This is a genomic window from Rhizobium sp. ZW T2_16 (assembly GCF_044987325.1).
Lineage (GTDB): Bacteria > Pseudomonadota > Alphaproteobacteria > Rhizobiales > Rhizobiaceae > Neorhizobium > Neorhizobium cellulosilyticum.
Genome location: NZ_JBJDRG010000019.1, coordinates 21,694 through 44,086, shown reverse-complemented (window position 1 = coordinate 44,086; position 22,393 = coordinate 21,694). Strand labels below are relative to the sequence as shown.

The following is a 22,393-nucleotide window of genomic DNA, read 5'->3' as shown; positions in this document are numbered from 1 at the left end:
CTCAATGTGTCGCCTGCGGCTTGGCTGTCTTGCGGCGCTTGCGCACGAGCCGCCCTTCCCAGAAACCCGTCGCGAGCATGACGATTGTCGTGAGCCAGCCCATGGTCAGCAGATCGACAAATGGCGCGACGGGAATGAGCGCCAGAAGGGCTGCGACGCCCGCCATGTGCGAAACCGGCAGGACGCCGTACACGACCTTCTTGTAGACGGCGCTCCCGAGCAGATAAATTGCGGGGCCGCCCGACAGCATCAGCGCATAGGCAACCTTGAGCCCGTCATGAGGATGGGCAAGCACCAGATCGTTGCCGACCGCGGTCGCGATGATCCCCGCGACCAGAATGGCGTGGACGTAGTGGAAATACGCACCGATGCGACCGGGATCGTCGGAATGCGTGATGGCGTCGGTCGCATCCTTGCTGGATGTGCCGAAGTACAGCCACCACATGGCAAGTGTGCCGAGGAACGTTGCGAGCAACGCCGAGAGGATGGGTCCGTCCCAGCTTTCTGCGCGCGCCATGGTGGCGCCGGTCGCCAGCAGCGTCTCGCCGAGTGCCACGATGCAGAAAAGCTGGCAGCGTTCGGCGAGATGAGCGCCTTCGATCGTCCAGTCACTCGTCTTCGAGCGGCCCAGGCCCGGCATGGGGAAACCGAACATCGGCGAGACATATTCGCAAAGCACGGCGATGGCCCAGAGCACCATGCGTGCCTCATGCTCGACAATGGCGCCGGCGATCCAGAAGACGGCGGCGATCGACACCCAGCCGAGCATGCGCCGGTAGTTGGCCGCAAGCGGATGATCCGGGCCAAGCTCCCAGACGATGTAGGCAGTGCGCCCGACCTGGATCGCCACATAGGCGAGCGCGAAGATCAGCCCGCGTTCCCCGAAGGCGCCGGGAATCGCCGAGGCCATGAGGAGGCCAGCCAGCATGACAGCGAAGATCAGCCCTCGAATGCGTGGCGTCTCCGGATCGAACCAGTTGGTGACCCAGCAGGTATATTGCCAGCCGAGCCAGACCGCAAACCAGAGGATCAGCGTCTCGATGACGCCGGTGAGGTTCAGATTGGTCAGCAATTCGTGACTGAGCTGCGTCACCGCGAAGACATAGACGAGATCGAAGAACAGCTCCTCGAACGTCACCCGCGCGTGATGGCCGTCGCGGCGCCTCAGAAGCGGATGAATTTGCGGAGCATTGCTGTTGCCAGACGTGTTCGTCATGCGTGTATCTATCCTCAAGAGCGTGAAATCTGCCAAATCACTACGACCGCCAGGATCGTGGGAACAGCGAAGACGACGAGGAGGATCGGCAGCTCGTCCCGCACCGAGTAGCCCGCATAGCTGACACCAACCCAGAGATTAGTGATCGATACAACAAGCCAGGCCGGAATAAAGAGCTTCGCCGCCATTGTGAGGCCGGTGGCATCACCACCCCAGAGTTTTCCAAACAGCAGGAACACGCCGAGTTGAACGACGCCTCCCACAACAACCATCAACATGTGCATTTCGAATCCCCTATCCGTTGGTCGTCATCAGATGCGCACTGTATCTCCGTTGTCAGGCAGGTGCATTTGCCGACGTTGTATCCAGTGGACGTAACGGCATCGCCGCCGCTGCAGCATCGGCCGCTGTACCGGCTCCGGAACGAACGGTGACCGCATTGGAAGCAAGCGAGAGCCCTACGGCCTTGAAGGCTGAAAGCAGCCGTTTCATGCCCTCGCGCTTGAGGATACTCGGATTGCCGGGACGGGACGTGAATTTGAACCGAACGACCATCGATGTTTCCGTGACAGTCTGAATCCCCTGCATTTTGAGGGGCACCAGGAACTCAGGCCCAAACTCGGGATCTTCCAGCATGGCGAGCCCGACCTTCTTGGCCGTCTTACGGATCAACTCGGCATCCGCGTCCCGCTCGAAACGCAGTTCGAATTTGATCGTGCCCCAATCACGGCTGTAATTGGTCACCGAGCTAATCTGGCCAAAGGGGATCGTATGGACTGGGCCGTTGTGGTGGCGCAATCGAATGGATCTTAGCGAGATGTGCTCCACGGTGCCCATCAGCCCGCCAGTATCGATATACTCGCCAATGCGAAACGCATCGTCGGCAATGAAGAAGATACCGGACACCACATCCTTGACCAGGGTCTGCGAGCCGAAGGACAGCGCCAGCCCGAGAACACCGAAACCGGCAAGCAGCGGCGCGACGTTGATGCCGGTGGACGACAGCACCAGAAGTGCAGCTATCGCGAGGACCGCACCCAGCGTCAGATTGCGAATGACGGGCATGACCGTGGACATGCGGCTGGCCGGTTGCTTGTGCGCTTCGTCTTCCTCCTGTCCGGGAAGGGCAATGGCAGCAGTCGGTGCGATCGTATCGAAATACCGCCAGAGGCCACTGCACAGCGTCCAGCTTGCGACGACTGCGAGGCCGAGACGTTCAAGCCAGACGAACCAGCCGGTCACAACAACCGTTTCGCCGGACATGAGCGGCTGCCAGAGAGTGACGATCAGATGCAAGCCGATCAGCCAGACCGCGCCCGAAACAGCGGTGCGAAGTCCCCACAGGAGGATCGAATGGAGCCCAGCCTCACGGTTACGGGCAAGGTGCCCGAGAAGCGACCATGAACCCAGTGCGATGATGGGTACCGCGATAAGAACAATCTGCGTTGTTCCCGCCGCAAAGCTCCACGCCGCGCTGTTGGGTGTTCCGGCAACCAGAAAGCCCGCGAGCCAGATCGCCAGCGCCGAAATCGCGTAGAAACCCGGCAGGATATATCCGGCCATCCGCCGCACAGCACCCGCATCGGCTCCGATAAACACGTTTCTGATATCGCGCCGTCCGGCGATAAACCACCAGAGTTTCAGCAAGGTCAGAACGGTCGTCCCAATCAGGAACCAGCCTTCTATGGCACCCTTGTCCAGGGCGCGTGCATCGGCGAGCCTGACAGTTTCACCAACGAGCGAGCCGATGGCGCCATATGCGATCAACATTGCGAGATGCCATTGCCGCCGCGCAATTCTGATGAGCGGCTCGCCATCAGAAAGCGGTGCGAGGAAGACTCTCCCAGATGCAGCGTAAAGCGCCGTCACCGTAGCGATCGTCACCAGACCTGCCGCAATCTGAAAGGACAATGTTCCCTCTTCCAGCAAAAGGCGGAGACCAACATTGGAAACTGAGACCAGTATCCCCACGGACACCAGATCCAATGCAAAACGGGTGATGGCGACCTTCATTCCTCCGGGAAGCGCCAGCCGGTCATCGCGCCGCTGGAATTTTCCCGGAAAGATGCGTCTGAACGAAAAGGCACCGAGTACGCCCGCCGCTATGGCGAGGACAGCAACGCCCAGAACGGTAAAACCACCTTGTCCTTCGCCGGTGAGCGCTCTTTCGGTATCGGCGAAAACACCTGCGATCCCTGACAGCCCATTGAGAGCCAGCTTCGCTCCCCGGACGAAAGCGCGCGACACCCCGCCCAGAGGCCCAGCCTCCGGTTCCATATCGGCCGTCGAAACCGGGACGGCAGCCTCGGAAGCCTGAACTTCCTTTGCATCTTGCCATTCGACAGCGACGGGTCGCCCGGTTTGCGCGGCAGCGCCGAGCAACCGGCCGATCTCCGCATCGCTCTGGCCCTGCTGCAAAATAACCGTGATCGGCGGTTCCTGCGCGGACGCGCCCGTCACAGCAACCAGAAGCGCGATTATCCCGGCGCAGGCTACAAAGATAGCCTTCCATCGCGGATCTCGCCGTTGCGGGCGAAACATCCCTTGACGTTCACCGGATAAATATCCGGCCGCTGCAACAGTAAGTACCCGTCCCTCACTCATGAAAACACGCTCAGACTTTTGGCGATGCATTTGCCGGTATTGGGAGGAAAGACAATCCGCATGACACAGGTCTCGCTCGAGTTCCTGAGGAGCTGCACGCAATCGGCCTCGAATAGCGATTGAAAACGGTTTTTCATTGCGGACTCCATCGAAACGATCGGTGGAAGACAGATGCGGCCGAGACCAGTCCCCGACCGCAACTTGAATTACTTCGTCGTATAGCCGCCGTTGACGAGGATCGTCTGGCCGGTCATCCACCAGCCGTCCGAGACGAGGAACCGGATGAACGGGACGATGTCCTCGATGTCGGTCAAGCCGGTCTTCGAGAAATTCGACAACGCCGCAGCCGTCTTGTGATAGGCGACCGCATCGGCGCCCTCGGCTGGATAGAAGAACGGCGTGTCCATTGGACCCGGACCGATCGCCGTCACCGAGATGCCACGCTCTCCGAACTCCTTCGACGCCGCCCGCGTGAAATGCTCAACCGGCGCCTTGGTACCAGCATAGGCCGCGTAGAATGGGGTAAAGGCACCGAGCAGAGACGTCACGACGTTGCAGAGCTTGCCATTGTCGTTGAGATGCTTGCCTGCCTCCTTGATGAAGAAGAAAGCAGTCTTCGAGTTGACGGCTGACATCTCGTCATATTCGGCTTCCGAGATCTCGACCATCGGCTTCTTCAACACCTTGCCGACCGTGTTTATGGCGATGTCGATGCCGCCCATCGCCGCCTTGGCGTCTGCAAACAGCTTTTCGTTCGCGCCGGCTGTGGTGAGGTCGGCCTGGAAGGCAAATGCTTCCGCGCCGGCGGCCTTGATCGCAGCCACCGTTTCGTCAGCGGCCGGTTTCGTGGCGCTGGTGTTGTAGTGGACAGCCACCGCCTTGGCGCCCGCTCCGGCGAGATCGCGCGCGATCAGCCCGCCGAGGTTCTTCGCGCCGCCGGCGATGAGAACCGTTTTTCCCTTGATGCTATGATCGGTCATTTGTGTTGCCTCCTTCGGGCTTGCCTTGCGGTCACCTGCGCGACCGCTTCCTGAAATGCACAATATCGTCTATAGATTCGTCATAAAGTCATTCATTCTGACATCACCTGTCAGAGATTCCGACCAATCAAACAGACAAAAGCCCTTGGACCGTATCGATCTCTTCCGCGTATTTGCTCGCGTTGTCGAATGCGCCAGCTTCACCCGCGCCGCCGATACGCTCGGGCTGCCACGTTCGTCCGTCTCGGCCGCCGTGATCGAACTCGAAGCGCGTGTTGGCGCCCGCCTGCTTCACCGCACCACTCGAAAAGTTTCTCCTACCCAGGACGGCAAAGCCTTCTATGAACGCTGCCTGCGGTTGATTGCCGATGTCGATGAAACGGAGGGGCTGTTCCGGCAGACGTCTGTCGGTCCAACGGGCAAACTGCGGATCGACGTGCCGGGCCGGATCGGTCGGCTGATCATCGCGCCTGCCCTGCCGGAGTTCCTGGATCGTCATCCCCAACTCGACATCGAACTTCGCGTCACCGACCGGGCCGTCAACCTCGTGGAGGACAGCATCGACTGCGTGCTGCGTGTCGGACCACTCGGGGACTCCGGCCTGATCGCACGCAAGATCGGTGACCTGCCGCTGATCAATGTCGCCAGTCCCGGCTACCTCGCTCAATACGGCACGCCGAGCGCGCCGGACGATCTCGGGGAACACCTCGCCGTCAACTATGCGTCACCATCGACCGGCCGAGTCGAAGACTGGGAATGGATCGAGGATGGCGAGATGCGAACGCGGCCGATGCGCAGCCGAGTCACCGTCAACAGCGCCGAAGCCTATATTGCCTGCTGCCTCGCCGGCCTCGGGCTTATCCAGATCCCGGCTTACGACGTCAGGGGCCATATTGAGGCTAACGAGCTCGTCGAGGTAATGCCGCTACATCGGGCAGAGCCCATGCCGATGACGCTGCTCTATCCGAACCGTCAGCATCTTTCCCGGAGGCTTCAGGTTTTTGCCGATTGGCTTGAGCTGCTCTTGAAGCGGGAGCTCCTGTAATCAACGCAGGGTAAGAGCTGGTAGGAGCCGAACGGGCAGCACGGCAGGTGAGGTTCTCTTTTTGTGGAACGGGTGCAGCTTCGAGGTATACGAATTCGTCGCCACGGAATGGCTCGACTGGTTTAATCTTCGAGGCTCATGGAGGCCGGCGGGGAACCGTGCCGGCAGCCGAAACCGCGTGGATCTTGTGACTGCTGGACGAACCAGACATGGCTGCGTAACCTAAACCGAGCTGTCTCCGGCAAAACCGGCATCTCATCATGTATGCTCGATCGAAAAAAGGGACAGAAATGGAAGCTCTGCCAACTCATGCTGAATATTTTGGGCATGTGCGCACGATTATTGGCATGGTACTCGGCCTGAGCCTTGCCAGGCTGGTCAACGGTATGACACGCTTCGTGCAGCACCCGGGGACTATCAAGGTCTATCTCGTCCACCTTGGCTGGGTCATATTCCTCTTCATTACGATCGTGCATTTTTGGTGGTACGAGTTTCACTTGTCCCTGGTCCCCGTCTGGACCTTTCCGCTGTACGCCTTCTTGATTTTCTACACGATGGTGTTTGCAGCGCTCACTGCCCTGTTGTTTCCCGATCAGATGACTGACTACAAGGGGTTCGAAGACTATTTCGAACAGCGAAAGCGCTGGTTCTTTGGGCTCATCGCTTTCGCCTCCCTTCTCGATGTCGGGGATACACTGATCAAGGGAACCGATTACCTGCGATCACTTGGCCTTGAATATCCGATCCGTCAGGCGGCGTTCGTCCTTTTGTCCATCGCCGCAATGTTCATCAACTCCAGGCGGGTGCAGTTGGGCTTGGTACTTGCTGCAATAACTTATCAAATTAGCTGGATAGTTAGGCTTTATGATATTCTCTGACGAATGAGTCACCAGCGTCGGTCAAGTCGCCTTGAGTTTTCACTTGAAGAACTGAACGCCTTGAACCATATCGAACGACCGGCCAGGTAATTGGCGGACCGGTTTCAAGATAGCATCCGTGCCGGAAATGGCGGTTCATTCATCCCTAAGACTCTGGACAAAGTTATATCACTTGTCCAGACGCACCGGACGTCCCGTACCGAGCAGGCGTGAGTGATGCACGTCCTCCAGCACTTTCGGTGTGCCCGGCGTGCAAGGTATTCGCGTTCTACTGTGATGGCCTCCCAATCCAAACAAGTAGACATCAACACAACGGCGGCCCGTGTCCTAAAAGGTGGCAAATACGTCTTTTGCGCCACGGCACGACTGCAATAAGTTCATGGCCAATCGTTTGAACGAAAGGACACGATCATGAGCAATAAACTTGGAACCGCACTCATTACTGGCGCATCGACCGGCATCGGATCAATCTACGCCGACCGCCTCGCCCGCCGGGGCTATGACCTCATCCTGATCGCTCGTCAGAAGGACAAGCTGGACGCGCTTGCCGAGCGCCTCGCCCGCGAAACTGGCCGGACCGTCAAGGTTCTGCCTGCAGACCTGTCGAAAGCGACGGAACTAGCGAAGGTGGAAACCCTTTTGAAGGAGGACGCTTCGATCACCCTGCTGGTCAATAATGCGGGCATCGCCTCGACCGCCAAGCTTGTCGACGCAGACGTCGACCGGATGTCAGACATCATCAATCTGAATACGAACGCGCTGACCCGCCTGACCTACGCGGCCGTTCCCGGCTTCGTTCTCCGCGACCGCGGGATCGTCATCAACATCGCCTCGATCGTCGCGGTCTATCCGGAAATCCTGAACGGCGTCTACGCCGCTTCCAAAGCCTTCGTTCTCGCCTTTACGCAGTCCTTGCAAAACGAGCTGAAGGATACTGCCGTCAAGGCGCAGGTCGTCCTTCCCGGCGCGACGTCCACCGACATGTGGGAACTGGCCGGCACGCCGATCGCGTATCTTCCAGCCGAAATCGTCATGACCGCGGATGCCATGGTCGACGCCGCACTGACTGGTCTCGATCTGGGCGAAGCGGTTACAATTCCAGCCCTTCCCGACGCAAAGGATTGGCAGGCCTTCGAAAACGCCCGCCTCGCGCTGCATCCGAACCTTTCCAAGTCCGAGCCGGCAGGCCGCTACCTTCCAGACGTCGCGGCCTGAACGAGCCTCGAAAAGCACTCCCATGTCAGAGCATAAAAGCACCACCGAGTTGCTTCACGCGGTCCTTGCAGTCATCCCGGATGGTGAGAAGGTCGCCGAACTGTTCGCGGAGGACGGTGCATTGGAACTGCCTTACCTGCATTCGTTCGGTATGGAGACACGGTACCAGGGGCACGACGCCATCGCCGCATTCTACGTTGGCCTCACGAAACTCTACCCGGACTTCGCCTTCAAGCCCGAGGACACCACCGTTATAATCGAGACACACGAAAGGGTCGCGGCGGAGTATGTGGCACATACCAAGTCCGCGGCCACCGGGCGTCGTGTCCACCTGCTGTTTCAAGCGGTGCTTGTCGCGGAGAACAGTAAGATCAAGTTGTTGCGAGAGGCCGTGAATGTGCTGGCCTCGGCGCAGGCCATCTTTCCCGGCGGGGCGAAGGATCTTCCCGATCCGGAAGCCGAGATCCACTCGTACAAGCCGGCGTGACCCAAGTCTCCAGATGCCCCGTGGGAAAGGGAGTCTCTGGAAAGGCGCGGCGGACGTTGATAGATGCCTGCCGCGTTACTGCGACCGGCTACCCTCAACGTCGATGGTCGATGACTAACCCACCGACTTCGTATGGTCACGGTTCGACGATCATTGTCAGGCCGCCGCCACTAGTCGCCGCATCGCCTGCGGCGGCTGTCCAAACGCGCGAAGGAATGCGCGCCTCATCCGTTCCCGGTCGGCAAAGCCGGTCTGTTCGGCGATGACATCGATCGGATGGCTGGTTTGTTCCATCAGGTTGCGCGCCGCTTCGACGCGCAGATTTTCGATAGCCTTCGCAGGCGTCTGTCCAGTTTCGGCAAGAAATGCTCTGCTGAACTGTCGCGGGCTCAGCCGCGCGGCATCGGCCAGATCTTCGACGTTCAATGGGCTGTGAAGATTCTTCTTCGCGAAGTCCAAAGCCATCTGTATCCGATCTGACTTGGCGTTCATCTCCAGGAGCGCGGAATGCTGAGACTGGCCACCTGCCCGGCGATGGTAGAGAACGAGCTTCTTGGCGACAAGGAGCGCGGTTTCCGCACCAAGGTCGTTCTCGACCATTCCTAGGGCTAGATCGACCCCGGCGCTTGCTCCGGCGGACGTCCATACCGTGCCGTCGACGATGAAGATGCGGTCGGAATCCACATTAAGCTTCGGGTATCTCGCCTGCAGTTCTCGGGCGGCACCCCAATGGGTGGTTACAAGACGGCCGTCGAGAACGCCTGCCTGCGCCAGGACGAACGCGCCGGTGCAGATCGCCGCAAGACGTCGGGCCTTGCCTTCTGCGGCATGCACAAACGCGACCACCGCCGGAGACGCGTCGTAGTCCTCAAGTCCTCCCGCGAAGACGACCGTATCGTAGCCGGCGTCTCCGAGCGGCTCCGTCTGCAGGGTCACGCCTGGAATAGACGCCGATACTGGCCCGCCGTGCTCCGACAGGACTCGAACGGCGTAGACAGGTTTTTCCCATGTCGCGTTGGCCATCTCGAAAGCCGAAAGCGCGGCAAGGCTGATGACCTGAAAACCCTGCGAGATGACGAATGCGATCCTGTGCATGGGGGCGGACAACAGCCAGTCGATACGCGTCACCATTCTCATCAAATTCTGTTTCCAGTGACTTTAGAAACTTCTTCTCTAGCTCCCGACCTTCAGATGGCAAAGCATAAAGGTAGCGATAAACATCCGGTCGGGAGCGATAAGCGGCATAGCCGGGAAAATCGTCCGCTACGAATTTTCGAAGGATCAACCGCTGAGTCTTAAACGGGATGGGATGCTTATCGGATTTCATCGGTAACCTACATGATGTCAACCCGTTGTTGCCTCATCGACAGTATCGATGCAATGGCTGCTATTGGCCCCAAAGCCGCCTATTCGGGCGGCTCAGCGCTGATCGGCACTTCAAAGGCTGCCTCTTCTTCGGCAAGCTTCGCCTCGGCCCTCGTCAGCTCCGCCGCGATCTGCTGGCGTTCGGCCTGATCCAGAACCGCCAGAAGCTCAGCTCGTTATCCTGACAGTCAAGTAGGATTCGCTGAAACCCATTCAATAATTATGGGTCATAAAAGGATGTTTGAGACGATATGGTCGATATTCCCGTCCGGCCAATGTGCAGTATGGCGGAGTTCTGACGGTAAATCGTATCCTACGAAATAGCTTTTGGACGCTAAGTTGAGCATTGGGATATCGCCCCAGGAGTCGCCCACGGCTGCGAGCGCTTTTGGGCTGAGCCCCAGTGCAGACAAAAGAGCTTCGAGGTAACTAGCCTTATCCTCGGGCCAGAAATGCTGAACTGTCCCATCCATTTTCCAGTCTGTACCAACGGCGTAATCTGCCTCCAGTTCAGCCGCTAGCCAATCAACCGCGAATGACCAGGTTATAGATACGAGAGCCGTCTTAATCCCCGCTTTCTTCAAACGGGCAAAGCCTTCTCTTACGCCTGGGGCTAGCTTCAGCTCCTTCAGGTGGTCAATCAGCTTCGCGCTACCAAAGGGCAGGTACCATTGAAGCATAGCATCACGGCCATTGATTATCTCGTCGCGGGTACGCAGAAGTTCAAAGGCTTCCATTTCCATTGAGCGGCCAATATTACGAGCTATACACCCGCAAATGTTTTCCCCACGTATCAATGTGCCATCAACATCGAAGGCGGCTAGTTTTATGTCGGTAATTTTGTGTCCCTCGCATCCTGAAACTATCCTCTACAGTAGCATAGCAGCATGGCTCCGCAATGACCGCTGCTGGCTCGATCTGGGTCGAAGCAACTGGTTCCGACGGGGATACCCTTCGCCGTTGCGAATTGCTTCGGATTAGGATAGCCGAAAGGAATGGCGACCATCTCCAAGTCCAGTCTTATACGTATCAAAGCTCTTGGTCTACTTTGGCGAGGATCACGAGTTCTGGCATTTGAGGTCTACGACACCCGCCGATCGGTAAGTTTACTGGCATCAGCTTTCGCCATCAAACTTCCGGAGCGTTGCGCATGACTATGCTTGCCACCACGAACAATAATGCGCATGCAGGCAATTTCTCACCGCTCTCGCATACAAGCGTCGTGGCAACGGGCACTCGTATGGTCGGTCCTGATATCCTGCGCTCGCTGGCAATCCTGCTCGTAATGCTCGTCCACCTGCCGTTGAACGCAACGCCCGGCCAATTGGTGACCGTGCGCGAACATGGCTGGCTCGGTGTCGATATCTTCTTCGTGTTGAGCGGCTACCTGATTGGCACGCAACTGTTCAAGGAAGTGACGCGCACGGGGGCCGTCGATTTCAAGTCGTTTTACCTGCGGCGTGCCTTCCGTATTTTTCCGGCCTTCTTCGTAGTCCTTGGCCTCTATGCCTTGGTCCCGGTGCTTCGCGACAACCCGACCATGCAGCCGCTTTGGAAATTCGCCACTTTCACGGTCAATCTCGGGTTCGATCCAAGGGAAGGCAATACATTCTCTCAAGCATGGACGCTTGCCGTCGAAGAACAATTCTATCTCGTCCTGCCTTTGCTGGTTCTCCTCCTGTATGAGCGCATTGGCGCAGGATGGGGGCTTGCCGTCGCGGGGCTGCTCACGCTCTCCGGCGTCGTGCTGCGTTACGCGATTTGGGATATACAGGTTGGCTCCCTTGTCGCAGAAGGCCAGTTCCGCCCCGCCTTTGCGACATACCTCCGGGATGTCTACTATCCCACATATACCCGTCTCGACGGCCTGCTTTTCGGCGTGGTGCTTGCGGCTGCCCGCTTCTTCAAGCCAGAGCTTTGCAGGCAGTACCTACCGCCGAAGGTCACGATTCCTGCAGGTCTAATCTTTGTGATCGCGGCACTCATTTGTTTCGTTGATCGGGGACCACTCGCAGGGCAAGGCATCTTTCCGGTGTTTCAGGCGCAACTCGGCGCGGTCGCGGGCTTTCCGCTGATCTCGATCGGCATTGCACTGCTGTTCTGCGCCATGCTGGATCTTGAGCACGTTCTCGGCCGCTGGCCTGTACCGGGGGCGGCTCTCGTAGCAACGCTATCCTACAGCCTCTACCTGACGCACAAATCCGTCTTTCACGTCATGCGGATCATTTTCGGAGAAGAGAACCTGCAAGGTACCATCGGCTTTGTCGCCTATCTGATCGGAAGCTTCGCCGTCGCAGCTGTTCTCTGGTTTTGCGTGGAGCGGACATTCCTGCACCTTCGGAATAACGTACTCCGAAAACCGAATGATGGTGCCTTCGCCACGGTGTCGCAGATTTCCTAATTTTGCAACGCTGCAAAAGTCGGGCTAACATATCAAGCAAATGTCGGGAGTTTTGCGACAAGCCCTGTCAAAGATGTATGGTGCAATATAGTGGCTACACTGTTTGATAACGCGCTTGATGAAAAGCGGCTTCTGCGCCCTTCATTCCTTCAGGCGTGTGGGTTTAAAGCTCAGATATTGCCTGATGTTCTCGACAAGGCCACGTTCCTTGCCCTGGCAGGGATTGCTGGAGCCGCCGGAGGGTCCGTCAGTATCTATCATGCTGAGTTCGGCAAGCAGCCGGAGAAAACCACCAGCATCGACCCGGTTCGCGCATGGGACAGTCTTTTTCAAGTTTTCCATGAGGACGTCATTCTGGAGTTCTCACCAAGTCCGCTTTTTGTCTGGCTCCCCGCTGGCGAGCGTTTTCACGTCGTATTCGGGAGCGAGAAAATGATCGCCGAACTAGACAATATGCGGGATCAGGCCGGCTCGTTTCCCGCATTCGTCGACGCGTCGCGCTTGACCGAGAAAGGCAAGAAATTTCTGCTCGAAGCTTATGAGCGATACACGATCTGATGTTGCCCGTTCCAGCGTGCATTGGGTCATTCACGTCGAATGATAACCGCCTGCGTCGGAATAACGCCGGTGCAGCCAGATTAACGGAGCGGAAGATGACAGCAGCGTACCAATTCCGGGCAACTTTTCCGGCGGCGATACTGTCGATAGGTTTGGCTATCAATGTATCAGCAAAATCAGGCAACGATCAGCGCCGCGACTGGGCAATCAGCGGGACTGAGCTGCTCAAGGCGCTCGAGGGAAAGTCCGATGATGGCGCTCTGCAGAGTGAGGCTGATCGTATCATGTCCGGCGCGCGCGGTAGTGCTTATATAGCTGGGGTGGCTGATGCTACCAGCGGGACGGGGTGGTGTGGGGCCGGATCGGTTCTCCCCCATGAGCTTACAGACCGCGTATACACGCATCTTCAAAGCGTCCCGCCAGAGCGTCTTGAAGGGAGAGGATCGACATTTGTGATTGAGACGCTGGCTGCTATTTATCCCTGCCCTGCGAATTAAAGAGGCGTTATCGAGTTATGCAATTATTGGAAATCTTGATTTTTTCAGCAGCGTTTTTGGCGGTCATTCTTCTGGCGGCTCACCAAATTGTCGCGCAGATCAAGGAATACCGATTTTATAAGGGTAACGGCGGTGATTTTTCCGTCGATAGCGGCGCGGACAATCTTAAGCTTGATGAACGTGTTTATATCAATGCTCTCGGCCTCACGAATTGGCAGCGTTTCTATCTATTTCGTCCGTTTTACATAATACTGCTTATAACCTTCGCCGTCATGATGATCTTTTCTTTGTTCTGACTGGCATGATAATAGTCATATGCCAAGGTATTATTTCCAAATTCGCAACAATACTACGGCGTGCAACGTTATGGACTTGGTGAATTTTGCGACAATCAGGAGATGAGTATCAGCCAATATAAGCCTGTCTTCCCCCTCCAGAGCGACCGATCACAGGGATTCGATTGGCTCTTGCCAGTTTCGCCCCCGCTTCGCCCAGGGGTACGTGTCGAGGCATCACAAATCCCTTGCGATCAGGCCCGCCGGGAAGCAGCTTCGGTCAAGAGATGCTGAACCGGCTCACGCAGCACAAATTCGGCCTCCACATGCCTCAGCACATTACGCTGTCCTGCAAATGGCACCATTCCCAGGGCCGCATCGAACGGAACCCACTGGAATTCACTGTGCTCGTAGTTGATCACCACCGCCGCATCAGCATCCACGAAGCCAACAAAGACCGGTAACATGGTGATGGCATCACGATCGGCCTCATAAAACTGCTCGCAAATGTCTGCGGAGTAGAGACGGTCGCAGTTGAGGTTTGTCTCCTCGCGCACCTCGCGCAAGGCCGCTTCCCATGCTTTTTCACCTTCTTCGATCGCACCAGCGATCTGGCACCATTCTCCAACAAGCGTATGATTTCGGCGCAGAAGCAGCACTTCGCATTCGGCAGGAATCCTCCGCAGAAGAACGACGGACACTGCAAAGCATCGGATCGGAATTTCAGCCACGAACGCTCTCCCTGAGATGAGAGGTATCCGCCAAATTAAGAACAGCCCGGCTTCGCCAATAATCGTCCTGCTGAAGATGGGTAATGCTACCCGACTTGGCTGGAAAGCTGACATGACCAACGGAAGCGATTGGCATTCCGATCCAGGCTGCGATGACGAAGGTAAGCGCAAACCCGTGCGTGACAATGATCTGGGTTTCGCAGGGCCGCGACACGATGCGATCCATTGCGCGATACACTCGCTCTGCGATCTCTCGCCTGGTCTCACCGTCCTCAATGCCGCCTCGATGATCCAGTCTGTCATCATGAGGTGGTGGGATTTGGCGCGCATCGAGGCATGCCTGCCGCATGCCGCCGGCCGAACCATAGCTGAGCTCACGGAGATCACTTGTGGCTTCGACTGGGCAGTCAAGGCGATCAGCGATGATCGCAGCGGTTTGCGATGCCCGCAGAAGATCTGAGCTGAATATTTCTGGGGACGTGCCTGCTATCAGATCTGCCAAGCGATCTGCAGTCTTTCGGGCATCGGCCTCACCGCGCGCCGTCAGACCCGTATCGTACTAGCCTCCGACCTTGTTTTCGAGGTGGTATATGGACTGAGTGTGGGTGACGACAAGGATGTTCTTCACGGCTTCCGCTCCGTCAGAAATGGGAGCGAGCAGTCTTAGTCTAATCGTAGCAGTGATAATCCCAGACCCGACGCGTGGAAGAAACCTCGATTTACATCGATATCACGAGCGGGACCAATGAACCGCCTCCTCTCGGCGCGAACGGCGAGATCTGCGCCATCGGTTTGAACGCCAGGCTGCCTGAGGGAGGCACGGCGCAGGGTCAGCTGAACGCCGACGACGTGATCCTCAAGAAAATCACGGCGAAGGTCAGGAGTGATCCTTCCCTGTTCGGAAGGGTGGAAAGCATTATGGTTTTTGAACATGAAAGGGTGACAGGGATCGTCCACATCGTCACCGGAGGGATCTTCAGAAAGCAAACACCTGACCTGCGAGAATATGAAAGCGGCCATCGACAAACCGGAGGGACTTCCGGTTTCCTGCTGGACGGCGGCCACGGCGATGCCACACGCGATCGCGATGTTTCAGAAAATTGCTGAAGGTACCGGATCCGCAAAGCATTGATCATGCGAAGAAACGACCGATCCTTTGATATGAGTGTTGGTGCTTCCGGAGAAGGAAGGATGGCACGGAAATTATCGCGCCTGACATCCCGCTGACATCTTGAAACCCTACTTTCGGCGTCACAAATCCTGCCTGCTCGAGGAGGAACGATAGTTAGAATGGCGATGAGTGTGATGAGGAATGGAATTTTCGACGAACCGGTGTACGCCGGGAAAGGTCGTTATCTGGTTGAGGAAATCAGTTCCGTCGAAGAGGCGCTCGATTATTTGGAGGCCAGGTCCTTTGACGAAAGCGACGTGATCGCCACGGTGACCTGGCAGGCGCTGAACAAATACCTGGAGGGGAAGCTGCCGGTCAGTGCAGCGCGGGAGACATTTTACCGAATGCTAAAAAAGAAGGGAATGCTGGCTGAACCGCGCACAACGCTGATTGTCGGCCAAGATCAAGCGAGGAATGTCGCGTGACATGAGCGTGGCTCGGGCACTCGCCTCGCGGCTCTGGTGAAACCGGTCTGCTAAGCTGCACCGTGAAGCGTGCGCGAGACGCAGTACAAGATCGCGCTTCGAGTCTATTGCACGAAAATCGTAAACAGCAGCTGAATGTTCCAGCGGCGGAGGAGATGACTAGGATCCGTGTGACCTCACAAGTATGGCCAGCGGGAAGGTTCTGTCTGGTGCCGTGCGCCTAGGAATTTCGTTCTTGGGTTCGCCCCAGGACCGGAGCTGGCTCTGGCGGGAAGCTTTTTGACCCCGGTGGAAATCGTATTCTGCTATATCACGCTGGAGATTATCCCGTTGATCCTCCGTGGCGGATCAAACCCATAAATACCTAGATCGTGAGGTTGGTCCGCTTCGGGCCGACGGCCGAGCGAACGCTCGAGAGCCCTGCTCCAATGCATTGACCTTTCTGGCCTGAAGATCTGTCAGCAGGCCGCGCGGTTTGATGCACAAAGCTGCGGCCAATACGGAGGAAATCAGATGGCCCGTATCAGGATCGCGGACGGGTTCTGAAACATCCATCTCCGGAGGCGGCTCATCGAGTTGAATGTTTTCGACTTCACGCCACACTTTCAGCAAGCGCTCCAGATTGGAGCGGCTGCCCGTGTAACCACGGCTCTTGATATCGTAAAAGAGATGGCGCCCAAGGCGGTTGCCATTTTCCAGCATTCCGGGCCTCGAGGTCGTCGACCTGCTTTTCCAAGGCTTCGACGCGCGATGCCTTTTCGGCCATGGCAAGGACCATGGCCTTTAAGGCCTCAACATCATCCGGGAGCTCGATCTCGGGTCGCGTCATGGACCTGATCAGAGCATATTTGCCGTGATCCGCCTGCAGTTTCAGGGCCCTGATTCATTTCGCCGCAGTGGTTTTACCCAACCATCTCGGGCGGTTTGACAGGCGTGAAGCGAACCCGCTTCCAGTCCATTCCGTCGACCAAAGCCAAGAGCTGGGCATGATTGAGTTGGACCCGGCTGTGTCCGACGCGCGGCCAGCAGAATTGCGCTTTCTCCAGCCGCTTGGCGTAAAGGCAAACACCGGAGCCATCCCACCATACGATCTTGATCCGGTCCGCTCTTTTCGCCCGGAAAATATAAAGAGCTCCGTTGAACGGATCACTGCCCGCATGGCGCACCAACGACAGCAAGCTATCTGGCCCCTTACGAAAGTCGATTGGGTGGCTTGCGAGAAAGACTTTCACGTTCGATGGGATCATGCCGACCGCACCGTTCTGATTACTAGACGCAGGTGTGCTTCATCGACATCCACCCCCGCTCGGACAATCATGTCGCCGATAACGATCTCGATGACCGAGCTGCTCGCGATCACAGATCCCGGCTGACTTTCGCCCCGCACCAACGGCTCCGGGGCGCTATCGTTTAGAAGATCTCGCCGCCACCTATAGAGTTGCGAGGGAGTTATGCCGATCCGTCGTGCGATCGCCGAGATATTCACTCCAGGTCGGCAAGCCTCGCCAACGGCCTCGAGCTTAAATTCGTCGGACCAGAAACGGCGCAGCTGCCGGGGAGACCCCTCGAGCCGATCCGTCACGGCCTCAATCATATGGATCATTCTAGGGCTAGCCGTAGGCGTAGACATAGATCCTCACAACCAGAGAAATCAGATGCCTGATGCCATAGCCTGATGGCCATTATCCCTACCAGATGGGGTATGCTTGCCGCTTACGGTTTGGAGCGATGCGCGTAAAATAGAGTTTGAGGCACAGGCAATATTGAGCCCATATCCAGCCAGCAATTGCGGCAAGATCTTCCCTTTGCCGAAAACGGAGGCTCAAAGAAAAACCGCTCGAAATACGACGATCAATCCTGAAGTCGCAATTCGTCTGAAGTCATCTGGAAAGATTTCAGCGACGACAAATAGTTCATGCCGAGCAAGGTTTGCGACAGCTCACCCTCAGGCGAAACCAGGGCAGGCACATTACGACGAATGATTGGCCCCAACGCGACAATATCTAATTTTGTTCGGGCTGCAACACTAACGCCGCTTGCCGTTGCGATCGGAACGACGAACTCAGACGGATCGGGAAGAACACCCAGCCGGTGCGCATCGGAATAGCTCAGGAGGATCTGGCTCGCTCCTGTATCAACCAGCATGGACACATCTCGACCGTTGACTTTAACGGTAGTTTCGAAGTGGCTACCTTCGGTCTTGTAGATAAGAACTTCCATACCATCGTTCGAATGCAAAGCGATCGCCTGACCAGGAACGAGCGCTGCAATCAGCCGACTTCCTTGTCGATAAAGGTCATTTCGACTGATGTAACCGAACATCAGGACAATCAGCAAAAGCAACCACGCCATCAACTGAAGTTCGCGGATGAATAAAGCTGGACGCCGCGCGATGAGAAGAGCAGCGACTGAAAGCGTTGCGAGGGGTGCTGATAGCGGGAGATAGCCGAACTTGTTGAGAGAGTCGGTGTTGAAGAAGAGTACGAAGCCCACGGCGGTTGCGACAAAAAGATAAAATACAGCTGCTTTCATTGGAATTATTCGCGCTCTTGTGTCGTTTCTCTAATATGGAGGCATCATGCGCGCTGGATATCGAGCCCAGATCGCTAAGGCGATCGCCCTCGCTGCAGAACTGCTTCCTTGAACCTCATGTAGCCTTGTTCAGCGGCCCGACCGGTTAATCGCCTTGATAGGAATCGAACAGCTGGGCTTCGACCAATCCAGCTAAGCCTCTGATTTTAAATAATGCTACCCGACATAAGCATCTAGTGATGGCATCCAGTCTGCAACGGTTTCCCGACCAGACGCAGCAGGCGTTCAAAAAACAACTCAACGCCTGCAACATCGAAGGCTACTAACGGGTGAGGCTTCCCGCAACCAGTACGGCAGTTGCAGGAAGCCAGCGGCGTTTTACTTCGCGACCTTGCGATCAAGGAAGCTTCGAATGAGCGGCGCCATCTCATCCAGCTTGTCTTCGAGCGCGAAATGTCCCGTGTCCACAAGATGGAACTCAGCCTCAGGAAGATCGCGCAGATAGGGATGCGCGCCTTCTTCAGGGAAGATCTGGTCGTTCTTGCCCCAGACGATCAGCGTCGGCGGCTTGCGGTCGCGGAAGAAGGCCTGGAACTGCGGATAAAGAGGCAGGTTGGTGCGGTAGTCGTAGAACAGGTCGAGCTGGATATCCTTGTTGCCAGGCCGATCGAGCAAAGCCTGATCATGGACCCAGTTGTCGGGGCTGATGCGCGTCAAGTCCTTGACACCATCGGTATACTGGAACTTGGTCGTTTCGGGTGCCACGAGTACCGAGAGCGCTTCCCGGTCCTTTGTCGCGCCCGACTTCCAGTAGGCGCGGATCGGATTCCAGAAATCGCGAATGCCTTCGTCATAGGCATTGCCGTTCTGGACGATGAGGCCGGTGACGCGGTCCGGGTACTTGAGCGCCAGCCGGTAGCCGACAGGTGCGCCATAATCCATGACATACATCGAATATTTGGCGGCGCCGAGCTTGGACAGCAGCGTATCAACGATATCGGTATAGTGGCTGAAGGAATATTCGAATTTGGTGTGCTCGGGCGCATCGCTCTGGCCGAAGCCCGGATAGTCAGGGGCGATGACGCGGTAGCGGTCTGCGAGCAACGGGATCAGGTTGCGAAACATGTGGGACGATGTCGGAAAGCCGTGAAGCAGCACGAGGACGGGGCCGTCGGCCGGGCCGGCTTCACGATAGAAAACGTTGACCCCATCGATTTTCATGGAGCGATAATGGACCGTTGCAGGCGCCTGCTGAGTGATCACCGTTGTTTCGGCGAAGGCTGTCGCGGCTGGAGCGGAAGCAGAGATGCTGGCGGATGCGAGAAGCAGTGCGGCGAGAGTACGAGACATTGTGGTTCTCCTCAGGAGTGATTGCGGGCGGCTTGTTGCCTGCAGCCACCATCGCTCTTTCGGCCTGGAGGGAGAATGCTCGTACTCGACAAGGGATTATTTCATCAGGTGATATAAATGCGATGGAATGGACATGCCAAAAGCAACCTGATCGCCGACTATTTGACTCTGGAAAGCCAACTATCAATTCAAAAGCCGGTTCTCGCGTAGTCTGGATGCAGCCATATCGACGAAGGCACGGACCTTTGCTGGAGCATGCCGTCCTTCAGGATGGAGTATATGAATTGGCAAAGCTGGTTCCTCGAACTCGCTGAGAACGATCTGGAGTTCTCCAGCGACGAGGGCTGGGCCGATCTGGTAATTGAGAACCCTGGTCAGACCCCATCCCTCACGCGCGGACTGTATCGCTGCTTCGTTGGTATTGCATTGCAGAGCCGCATCCACGGATACCCGCAGATCGCTGGCAAACTTCCATTCAGGTGAAGCCCATGCCGCTGTCGATGCAGCGATGCGGTGGTCTTTGAGATCGTCTGGCGATTTCGGAACGCCGTAGCGCTCGAAATACTTTGGCGAACCGCACATGACGCGCCGGACACTTCCGACCTTGACGGCAGAGAGATTTGAATCCGGGAGATGGCCGATACGCACAGCGACATCGATCCCTTCCTCCACGATGTTTACCGGTCGATCAATGAAAAGCGTCTTGGCTTTCATCGTCGAATGTGTGTCGAGATAGCTCGTCACGATCGGGAGGACGTACATCTGCCCGAACAGCGCTGACGCGGTTATGGAGAGAGTTCCCGTCGGCGTAGCATAGGAGCCGCCGGCGGCGGCCTCTGCTTCAGCGATATCGGCCAAAATCCGGCGGCAGTCTTCGAAATAACGAACGCCCGCTTCGGTCATCTTCACCGAGCGGGTGGTTCGCACAAGAAGTCGCGCGCCAATCAGGTCTTCGAGCGAAGCAACCGCTCTCGTGACGGCCGGGGCGCTCATGAACATCTGGCGAGCGGTGTCTGCGAAGCTCTCTGTTTCGGCGACCTTCACAAAGATCCTCATTGCCTGCCACCGGTCCATCCGCGTCCCCAATCACGTTTGTTTCCAGCACCTTAAGTGCTTGGAACCGAAGCCTCAAGAGGCAACGCATGTTCAGGCGGCCTGCGCACGAAGAGAAAGCGCGAGGCGTTCTATTTCCTCGCAGGTTTCCTCGGAAATGCCAGCGCGTATTGCGCGCTGGCGCGTTTCGCGACAGGCATTCAAAGCAAGTGATACGGCGATCGATGTATTGAAGTCGAAGCTTGAACCGCGCCTTGCCACATCCATCTCGGCGCCGGTCATCCCGAGGGCACGACCGGCTTCTTCTTGTTTGGCAAGTAGACGCTTGTTCGCATTCGTTCCTGTGAGGGCCAGTTCTATTGAAAGTCTTGCCCGTGGATCCATTGACGAGCCGACCATTGTTCATCTCCTCGGGTTAGGCCTTAAAAGCCGAAGTCGCTGAGGCCGGGGTGGTCGTCGGGCCGGCGGCCCAGCGGCCAACGGAACTTGCGATCGGCTTCAGCAATCGGGTGTTCGTTGATGCTGGCATGACGTTCCCGCATCAGGCCATCCTCGGCGAATTCCCAGTTCTCGTTGCCATAGGCGCGGAACCACTGGCCGCTGTCATCGCGATATTCATAGGCATACCGGACGGCGATACGATTGCCGGTGAAAGCCCAGAGTTCCTTGATGAGGCGATAGTCGAGCTCCTTGTTCCACTTGCGGGTCAGGAAGGCCTCTGCCTCGGCGCGGCTCTTCGCGAACTCGGCGCGGTTGCGCCAGCGCGTATCGAGCGTGTAGGCAAGCGCGACCTTTGCAGCATCGCGACTATTCCAGCCATCTTCGGCAAGGCGCACCTTTTCGATGGCACTCTCTCTGGTGAATGGGGGAAGCGGCGGACGAGACATGGAAAAATTCCTCTGAGGTTGATGGTCAATCGTAGGGGGGAGGCGGTACGTCCAGCACCGCCTCCAGGCCAGGCATCACGCAGCCGCGCGATCGATGCGGGGAAAATCGATCTCTGTGTCGAGGGCCTCATTCACATAGTTCGTGAAGGTGTTGAGGGCGACATGGGCAATGATCTCGACGATTTCCGCGTCGCTGTAGCCTGCATCGCGAACCTTGGCGATTTCCGCTGGCGCAACGGACCCGCGAGCCATTGTCAGTGCCCGGGTAAATTCGACGGCAGCCGCCGCCTTGGGATCGTTAGACGTGCCGTTTCGGTTGGCAGCAATTTCGCTTTCGTCAAGTTTGGCGAACTTTGTGCCCGTGAAGGTGTGCGCCGAGAGGCAGTAGTCACAACCGTTGGCTTCAGCCATGGCGAGCGCGATGCGTTCGCGGGTGGCCGGCGGCAGCTTGCCCTTGCCGAGTGCGCCCTGGAGCGAGGTCAGGCCCGTCAACGCGGCGGGGCTATTGGACACCAGCCGGAAGATGTTCGGAACGGAGCCGATCTGCTTCTGGATGGTCTCGAGGATCGGACGGGACGCTTCCGGAGCTTCTTCGATGGTGGCCGGGGTAGGAATGCGTGACATTGTAATCTCCTTTTTCGGTTGAGAGAGACGTTGCTCTCTTGAGATTGAATATGATCGGGTGGCGTAATTTGCTGAAGATCGAAAGGAAACAAGGGACTG

27 protein-coding genes and 2 pseudogenes are annotated in these 22,393 nt (G+C 57.2%); 12 read left to right on the top strand and 17 right to left on the bottom strand.

Annotation, left to right across the window (positions count from 1 at the left end):
• Nucleotide 1: 1 nt before the first annotated feature.
• The 4 genes from ACI3K0_RS25820 to ACI3K0_RS25805 form a co-directional block, all read right to left on the bottom strand.
• The gene (locus ACI3K0_RS25820) at nucleotides 2-1,216 is read right to left on the bottom strand and encodes a low temperature requirement protein A (protein ID WP_404946497.1); all 1,215 of its coding nucleotides are present in this window, start codon (nucleotides 1,214-1,216) and stop codon (nucleotides 2-4) included.
• Nucleotides 1,217-1,230: 14 nt separating this feature from the next.
• Nucleotides 1,231-1,500, bottom strand: coding sequence for a hypothetical protein (locus ACI3K0_RS25815; protein ID WP_404946496.1), 270 nt, complete (start codon nucleotides 1,498-1,500; stop codon nucleotides 1,231-1,233).
• Between the two features lie 52 nt (nucleotides 1,501-1,552).
• Nucleotides 1,553-3,757, bottom strand: a complete 2,205-nt coding sequence (locus tag ACI3K0_RS25810) for a mechanosensitive ion channel domain-containing protein (protein WP_404946495.1) — start codon at nucleotides 3,755-3,757, stop codon at nucleotides 1,553-1,555.
• Between the two features lie 269 nt (nucleotides 3,758-4,026).
• On the bottom strand, nucleotides 4,027-4,800 hold the full coding sequence (locus tag ACI3K0_RS25805) for an SDR family oxidoreductase (protein WP_404946494.1): 774 nt from the start codon (nucleotides 4,798-4,800) through the stop codon (nucleotides 4,027-4,029).
• Between the two features lie 145 nt (nucleotides 4,801-4,945).
• Here ACI3K0_RS25805 and ACI3K0_RS25800 point away from each other — a divergent pair, with 145 nt between their 5' ends.
• From ACI3K0_RS25800 to ACI3K0_RS25785, 4 genes are all read left to right on the top strand, one after another.
• Nucleotides 4,946-5,845, top strand: a complete 900-nt coding sequence (locus ACI3K0_RS25800; protein WP_404946493.1) for a LysR family transcriptional regulator — start codon at nucleotides 4,946-4,948, stop codon at nucleotides 5,843-5,845.
• A 290-nt stretch (nucleotides 5,846-6,135) separates the two neighbouring features.
• Nucleotides 6,136-6,723, top strand: coding sequence for a hypothetical protein (locus ACI3K0_RS25795; protein WP_404946492.1), 588 nt, complete (start codon nucleotides 6,136-6,138; stop codon nucleotides 6,721-6,723).
• 408 nt (nucleotides 6,724-7,131) lie between these two features.
• Complete coding sequence (locus tag ACI3K0_RS25790; protein WP_404946521.1) at nucleotides 7,132-7,938, top strand: SDR family NAD(P)-dependent oxidoreductase; 807 nt, start codon at nucleotides 7,132-7,134, stop codon at nucleotides 7,936-7,938.
• A gap of 22 nt (nucleotides 7,939-7,960) precedes the next feature.
• Nucleotides 7,961-8,425 carry a nuclear transport factor 2 family protein gene (locus ACI3K0_RS25785; protein ID WP_404946491.1) on the top strand — a complete coding sequence of 155 codons (465 nt, stop codon included), beginning with the start codon at nucleotides 7,961-7,963 and terminating at the stop codon, nucleotides 8,423-8,425.
• 156 nt (nucleotides 8,426-8,581) lie between these two features.
• Here the strand turns inward: ACI3K0_RS25785 and ACI3K0_RS25780 are convergent, their stop codons facing one another.
• Nucleotides 8,582-9,520 (bottom strand): GlxA family transcriptional regulator, encoded by a 939-nt coding sequence (locus ACI3K0_RS25780; RefSeq protein WP_404946520.1) that lies wholly within the window; start codon nucleotides 9,518-9,520, stop codon nucleotides 8,582-8,584.
• Nucleotides 9,521-9,763: 243 nt separating this feature from the next.
• On the opposite strand from ACI3K0_RS25780, the gene ACI3K0_RS25775 reads away from it, so the two are divergent.
• On the top strand, nucleotides 9,764-9,940 hold the full coding sequence (locus ACI3K0_RS25775) for a hypothetical protein (RefSeq protein WP_404946490.1): 177 nt from the start codon (nucleotides 9,764-9,766) through the stop codon (nucleotides 9,938-9,940).
• A gap of 77 nt (nucleotides 9,941-10,017) precedes the next feature.
• On the opposite strand, the gene ACI3K0_RS25770 is transcribed toward ACI3K0_RS25775, so the two are convergent.
• Complete coding sequence (locus ACI3K0_RS25770) at nucleotides 10,018-10,620, bottom strand: HAD family hydrolase (RefSeq protein ID WP_404946519.1); 603 nt, start codon at nucleotides 10,618-10,620, stop codon at nucleotides 10,018-10,020.
• 320 nt (nucleotides 10,621-10,940) lie between these two features.
• On the opposite strand from ACI3K0_RS25770, the gene ACI3K0_RS25765 reads away from it, so the two are divergent.
• The 4 genes from ACI3K0_RS25765 to ACI3K0_RS25750 all read left to right on the top strand — a co-directional run bounded on the left by ACI3K0_RS25765 (nucleotide 10,941) and on the right by ACI3K0_RS25750 (nucleotide 13,542).
• Complete coding sequence (locus ACI3K0_RS25765; protein WP_404946489.1) at nucleotides 10,941-12,191, top strand: acyltransferase family protein; 1,251 nt, start codon at nucleotides 10,941-10,943, stop codon at nucleotides 12,189-12,191.
• Between the two features lie 90 nt (nucleotides 12,192-12,281).
• Entirely contained in the window at nucleotides 12,282-12,749 is a 468-nt protein-coding gene (locus ACI3K0_RS25760; RefSeq protein WP_404946488.1) for a hypothetical protein, read from the top strand.
• A complete protein-coding gene (locus ACI3K0_RS25755; RefSeq protein WP_404946487.1) occupies nucleotides 12,749-13,246 on the top strand; it encodes a Rap1a/Tai family immunity protein in 498 nt (165 codons plus the stop codon). The genes ACI3K0_RS25760 and ACI3K0_RS25755 overlap by 1 nt, the downstream gene beginning before the upstream one ends.
• 17 nt (nucleotides 13,247-13,263) lie before the next feature.
• Nucleotides 13,264-13,542 (top strand): hypothetical protein, encoded by a 279-nt coding sequence (locus tag ACI3K0_RS25750; RefSeq protein ID WP_404946486.1) that lies wholly within the window; start codon nucleotides 13,264-13,266, stop codon nucleotides 13,540-13,542.
• Nucleotides 13,543-13,775: 233 nt separating this feature from the next.
• Here ACI3K0_RS25750 and ACI3K0_RS25745 read toward each other — a convergent pair whose 3' ends face one another.
• Both ACI3K0_RS25745 and ACI3K0_RS25740 read right to left on the bottom strand, forming a co-directional pair.
• On the bottom strand, nucleotides 13,776-14,252 hold the full coding sequence (locus ACI3K0_RS25745) for an NUDIX pyrophosphatase (protein ID WP_404946485.1): 477 nt from the start codon (nucleotides 14,250-14,252) through the stop codon (nucleotides 13,776-13,778).
• Nucleotides 14,245-14,754, bottom strand: a complete 510-nt coding sequence (locus ACI3K0_RS25740; protein WP_404946484.1) for a histidine phosphatase family protein — start codon at nucleotides 14,752-14,754, stop codon at nucleotides 14,245-14,247. Before ACI3K0_RS25740 ends, ACI3K0_RS25745 begins: the two co-directional genes overlap by 8 nt.
• Before the next feature lie 200 nt (nucleotides 14,755-14,954).
• Between ACI3K0_RS25740 and ACI3K0_RS25735 the strand changes: the two genes are divergently transcribed.
• The 3 genes and pseudogenes from ACI3K0_RS25735 to ACI3K0_RS25725 form a co-directional block, all read left to right on the top strand.
• Nucleotides 14,955-15,359 carry a hypothetical protein gene (locus ACI3K0_RS25735; protein WP_404946483.1) on the top strand — a complete coding sequence of 135 codons (405 nt, stop codon included), beginning with the start codon at nucleotides 14,955-14,957 and terminating at the stop codon, nucleotides 15,357-15,359.
• A gap of 183 nt (nucleotides 15,360-15,542) precedes the next feature.
• Nucleotides 15,543-15,848 carry a hypothetical protein gene (locus ACI3K0_RS25730; RefSeq protein ID WP_404946482.1) on the top strand — a complete coding sequence of 102 codons (306 nt, stop codon included), beginning with the start codon at nucleotides 15,543-15,545 and terminating at the stop codon, nucleotides 15,846-15,848.
• A gap of 244 nt (nucleotides 15,849-16,092) precedes the next feature.
• Nucleotides 16,093-16,216 (top strand): annotated as a pseudogene (locus tag ACI3K0_RS25725) (VOC family protein); the annotation flags it as partial.
• A 37-nt stretch (nucleotides 16,217-16,253) separates the two neighbouring features.
• On the opposite strand, the pseudogene ACI3K0_RS25720 reads toward ACI3K0_RS25725, so the two are convergent.
• The 9 genes and pseudogenes from ACI3K0_RS25720 to ACI3K0_RS25680 all read right to left on the bottom strand — a co-directional run.
• Nucleotides 16,254-16,552, bottom strand: a pseudogene (locus ACI3K0_RS25720) (ISL3 family transposase); the annotation flags it as partial.
• A 198-nt stretch (nucleotides 16,553-16,750) separates the two neighbouring features.
• Nucleotides 16,751-17,095: an IS66 family insertion sequence element accessory protein TnpB gene (tnpB, locus tag ACI3K0_RS25715; protein WP_404946481.1), complete on the bottom strand. Its 345-nt coding sequence runs from the start codon at nucleotides 17,093-17,095 to the stop codon at nucleotides 16,751-16,753.
• Nucleotides 17,092-17,442 (bottom strand): transposase, encoded by a 351-nt coding sequence (locus ACI3K0_RS25710; RefSeq protein WP_404946480.1) that lies wholly within the window; start codon nucleotides 17,440-17,442, stop codon nucleotides 17,092-17,094. Before ACI3K0_RS25710 ends, tnpB begins: the two co-directional genes overlap by 4 nt.
• 257 nt (nucleotides 17,443-17,699) lie before the next feature.
• On the bottom strand, nucleotides 17,700-18,380 hold the full coding sequence (locus ACI3K0_RS25705; RefSeq protein WP_404946479.1) for a TIGR02281 family clan AA aspartic protease: 681 nt from the start codon (nucleotides 18,378-18,380) through the stop codon (nucleotides 17,700-17,702).
• A gap of 378 nt (nucleotides 18,381-18,758) precedes the next feature.
• Nucleotides 18,759-19,730 carry an alpha/beta fold hydrolase gene (locus ACI3K0_RS25700; protein ID WP_062609466.1) on the bottom strand — a complete coding sequence of 324 codons (972 nt, stop codon included), beginning with the start codon at nucleotides 19,728-19,730 and terminating at the stop codon, nucleotides 18,759-18,761.
• A gap of 183 nt (nucleotides 19,731-19,913) precedes the next feature.
• Nucleotides 19,914-20,804, bottom strand: coding sequence for a LysR family transcriptional regulator (locus ACI3K0_RS25695; RefSeq protein WP_062609464.1), 891 nt, complete (start codon nucleotides 20,802-20,804; stop codon nucleotides 19,914-19,916).
• A 72-nt stretch (nucleotides 20,805-20,876) separates the two neighbouring features.
• Nucleotides 20,877-21,182, bottom strand: a complete 306-nt coding sequence (locus tag ACI3K0_RS25690; protein WP_062609462.1) for a hypothetical protein — start codon at nucleotides 21,180-21,182, stop codon at nucleotides 20,877-20,879.
• A 23-nt stretch (nucleotides 21,183-21,205) separates the two neighbouring features.
• On the bottom strand, nucleotides 21,206-21,670 hold the full coding sequence (locus ACI3K0_RS25685; RefSeq protein ID WP_062609460.1) for a DUF1348 family protein: 465 nt from the start codon (nucleotides 21,668-21,670) through the stop codon (nucleotides 21,206-21,208).
• A gap of 75 nt (nucleotides 21,671-21,745) precedes the next feature.
• Nucleotides 21,746-22,294: a carboxymuconolactone decarboxylase family protein gene (locus tag ACI3K0_RS25680; RefSeq protein WP_062609458.1), complete on the bottom strand. Its 549-nt coding sequence runs from the start codon at nucleotides 22,292-22,294 to the stop codon at nucleotides 21,746-21,748.
• Nucleotides 22,295-22,393: the final 99 nt, after the last annotated feature.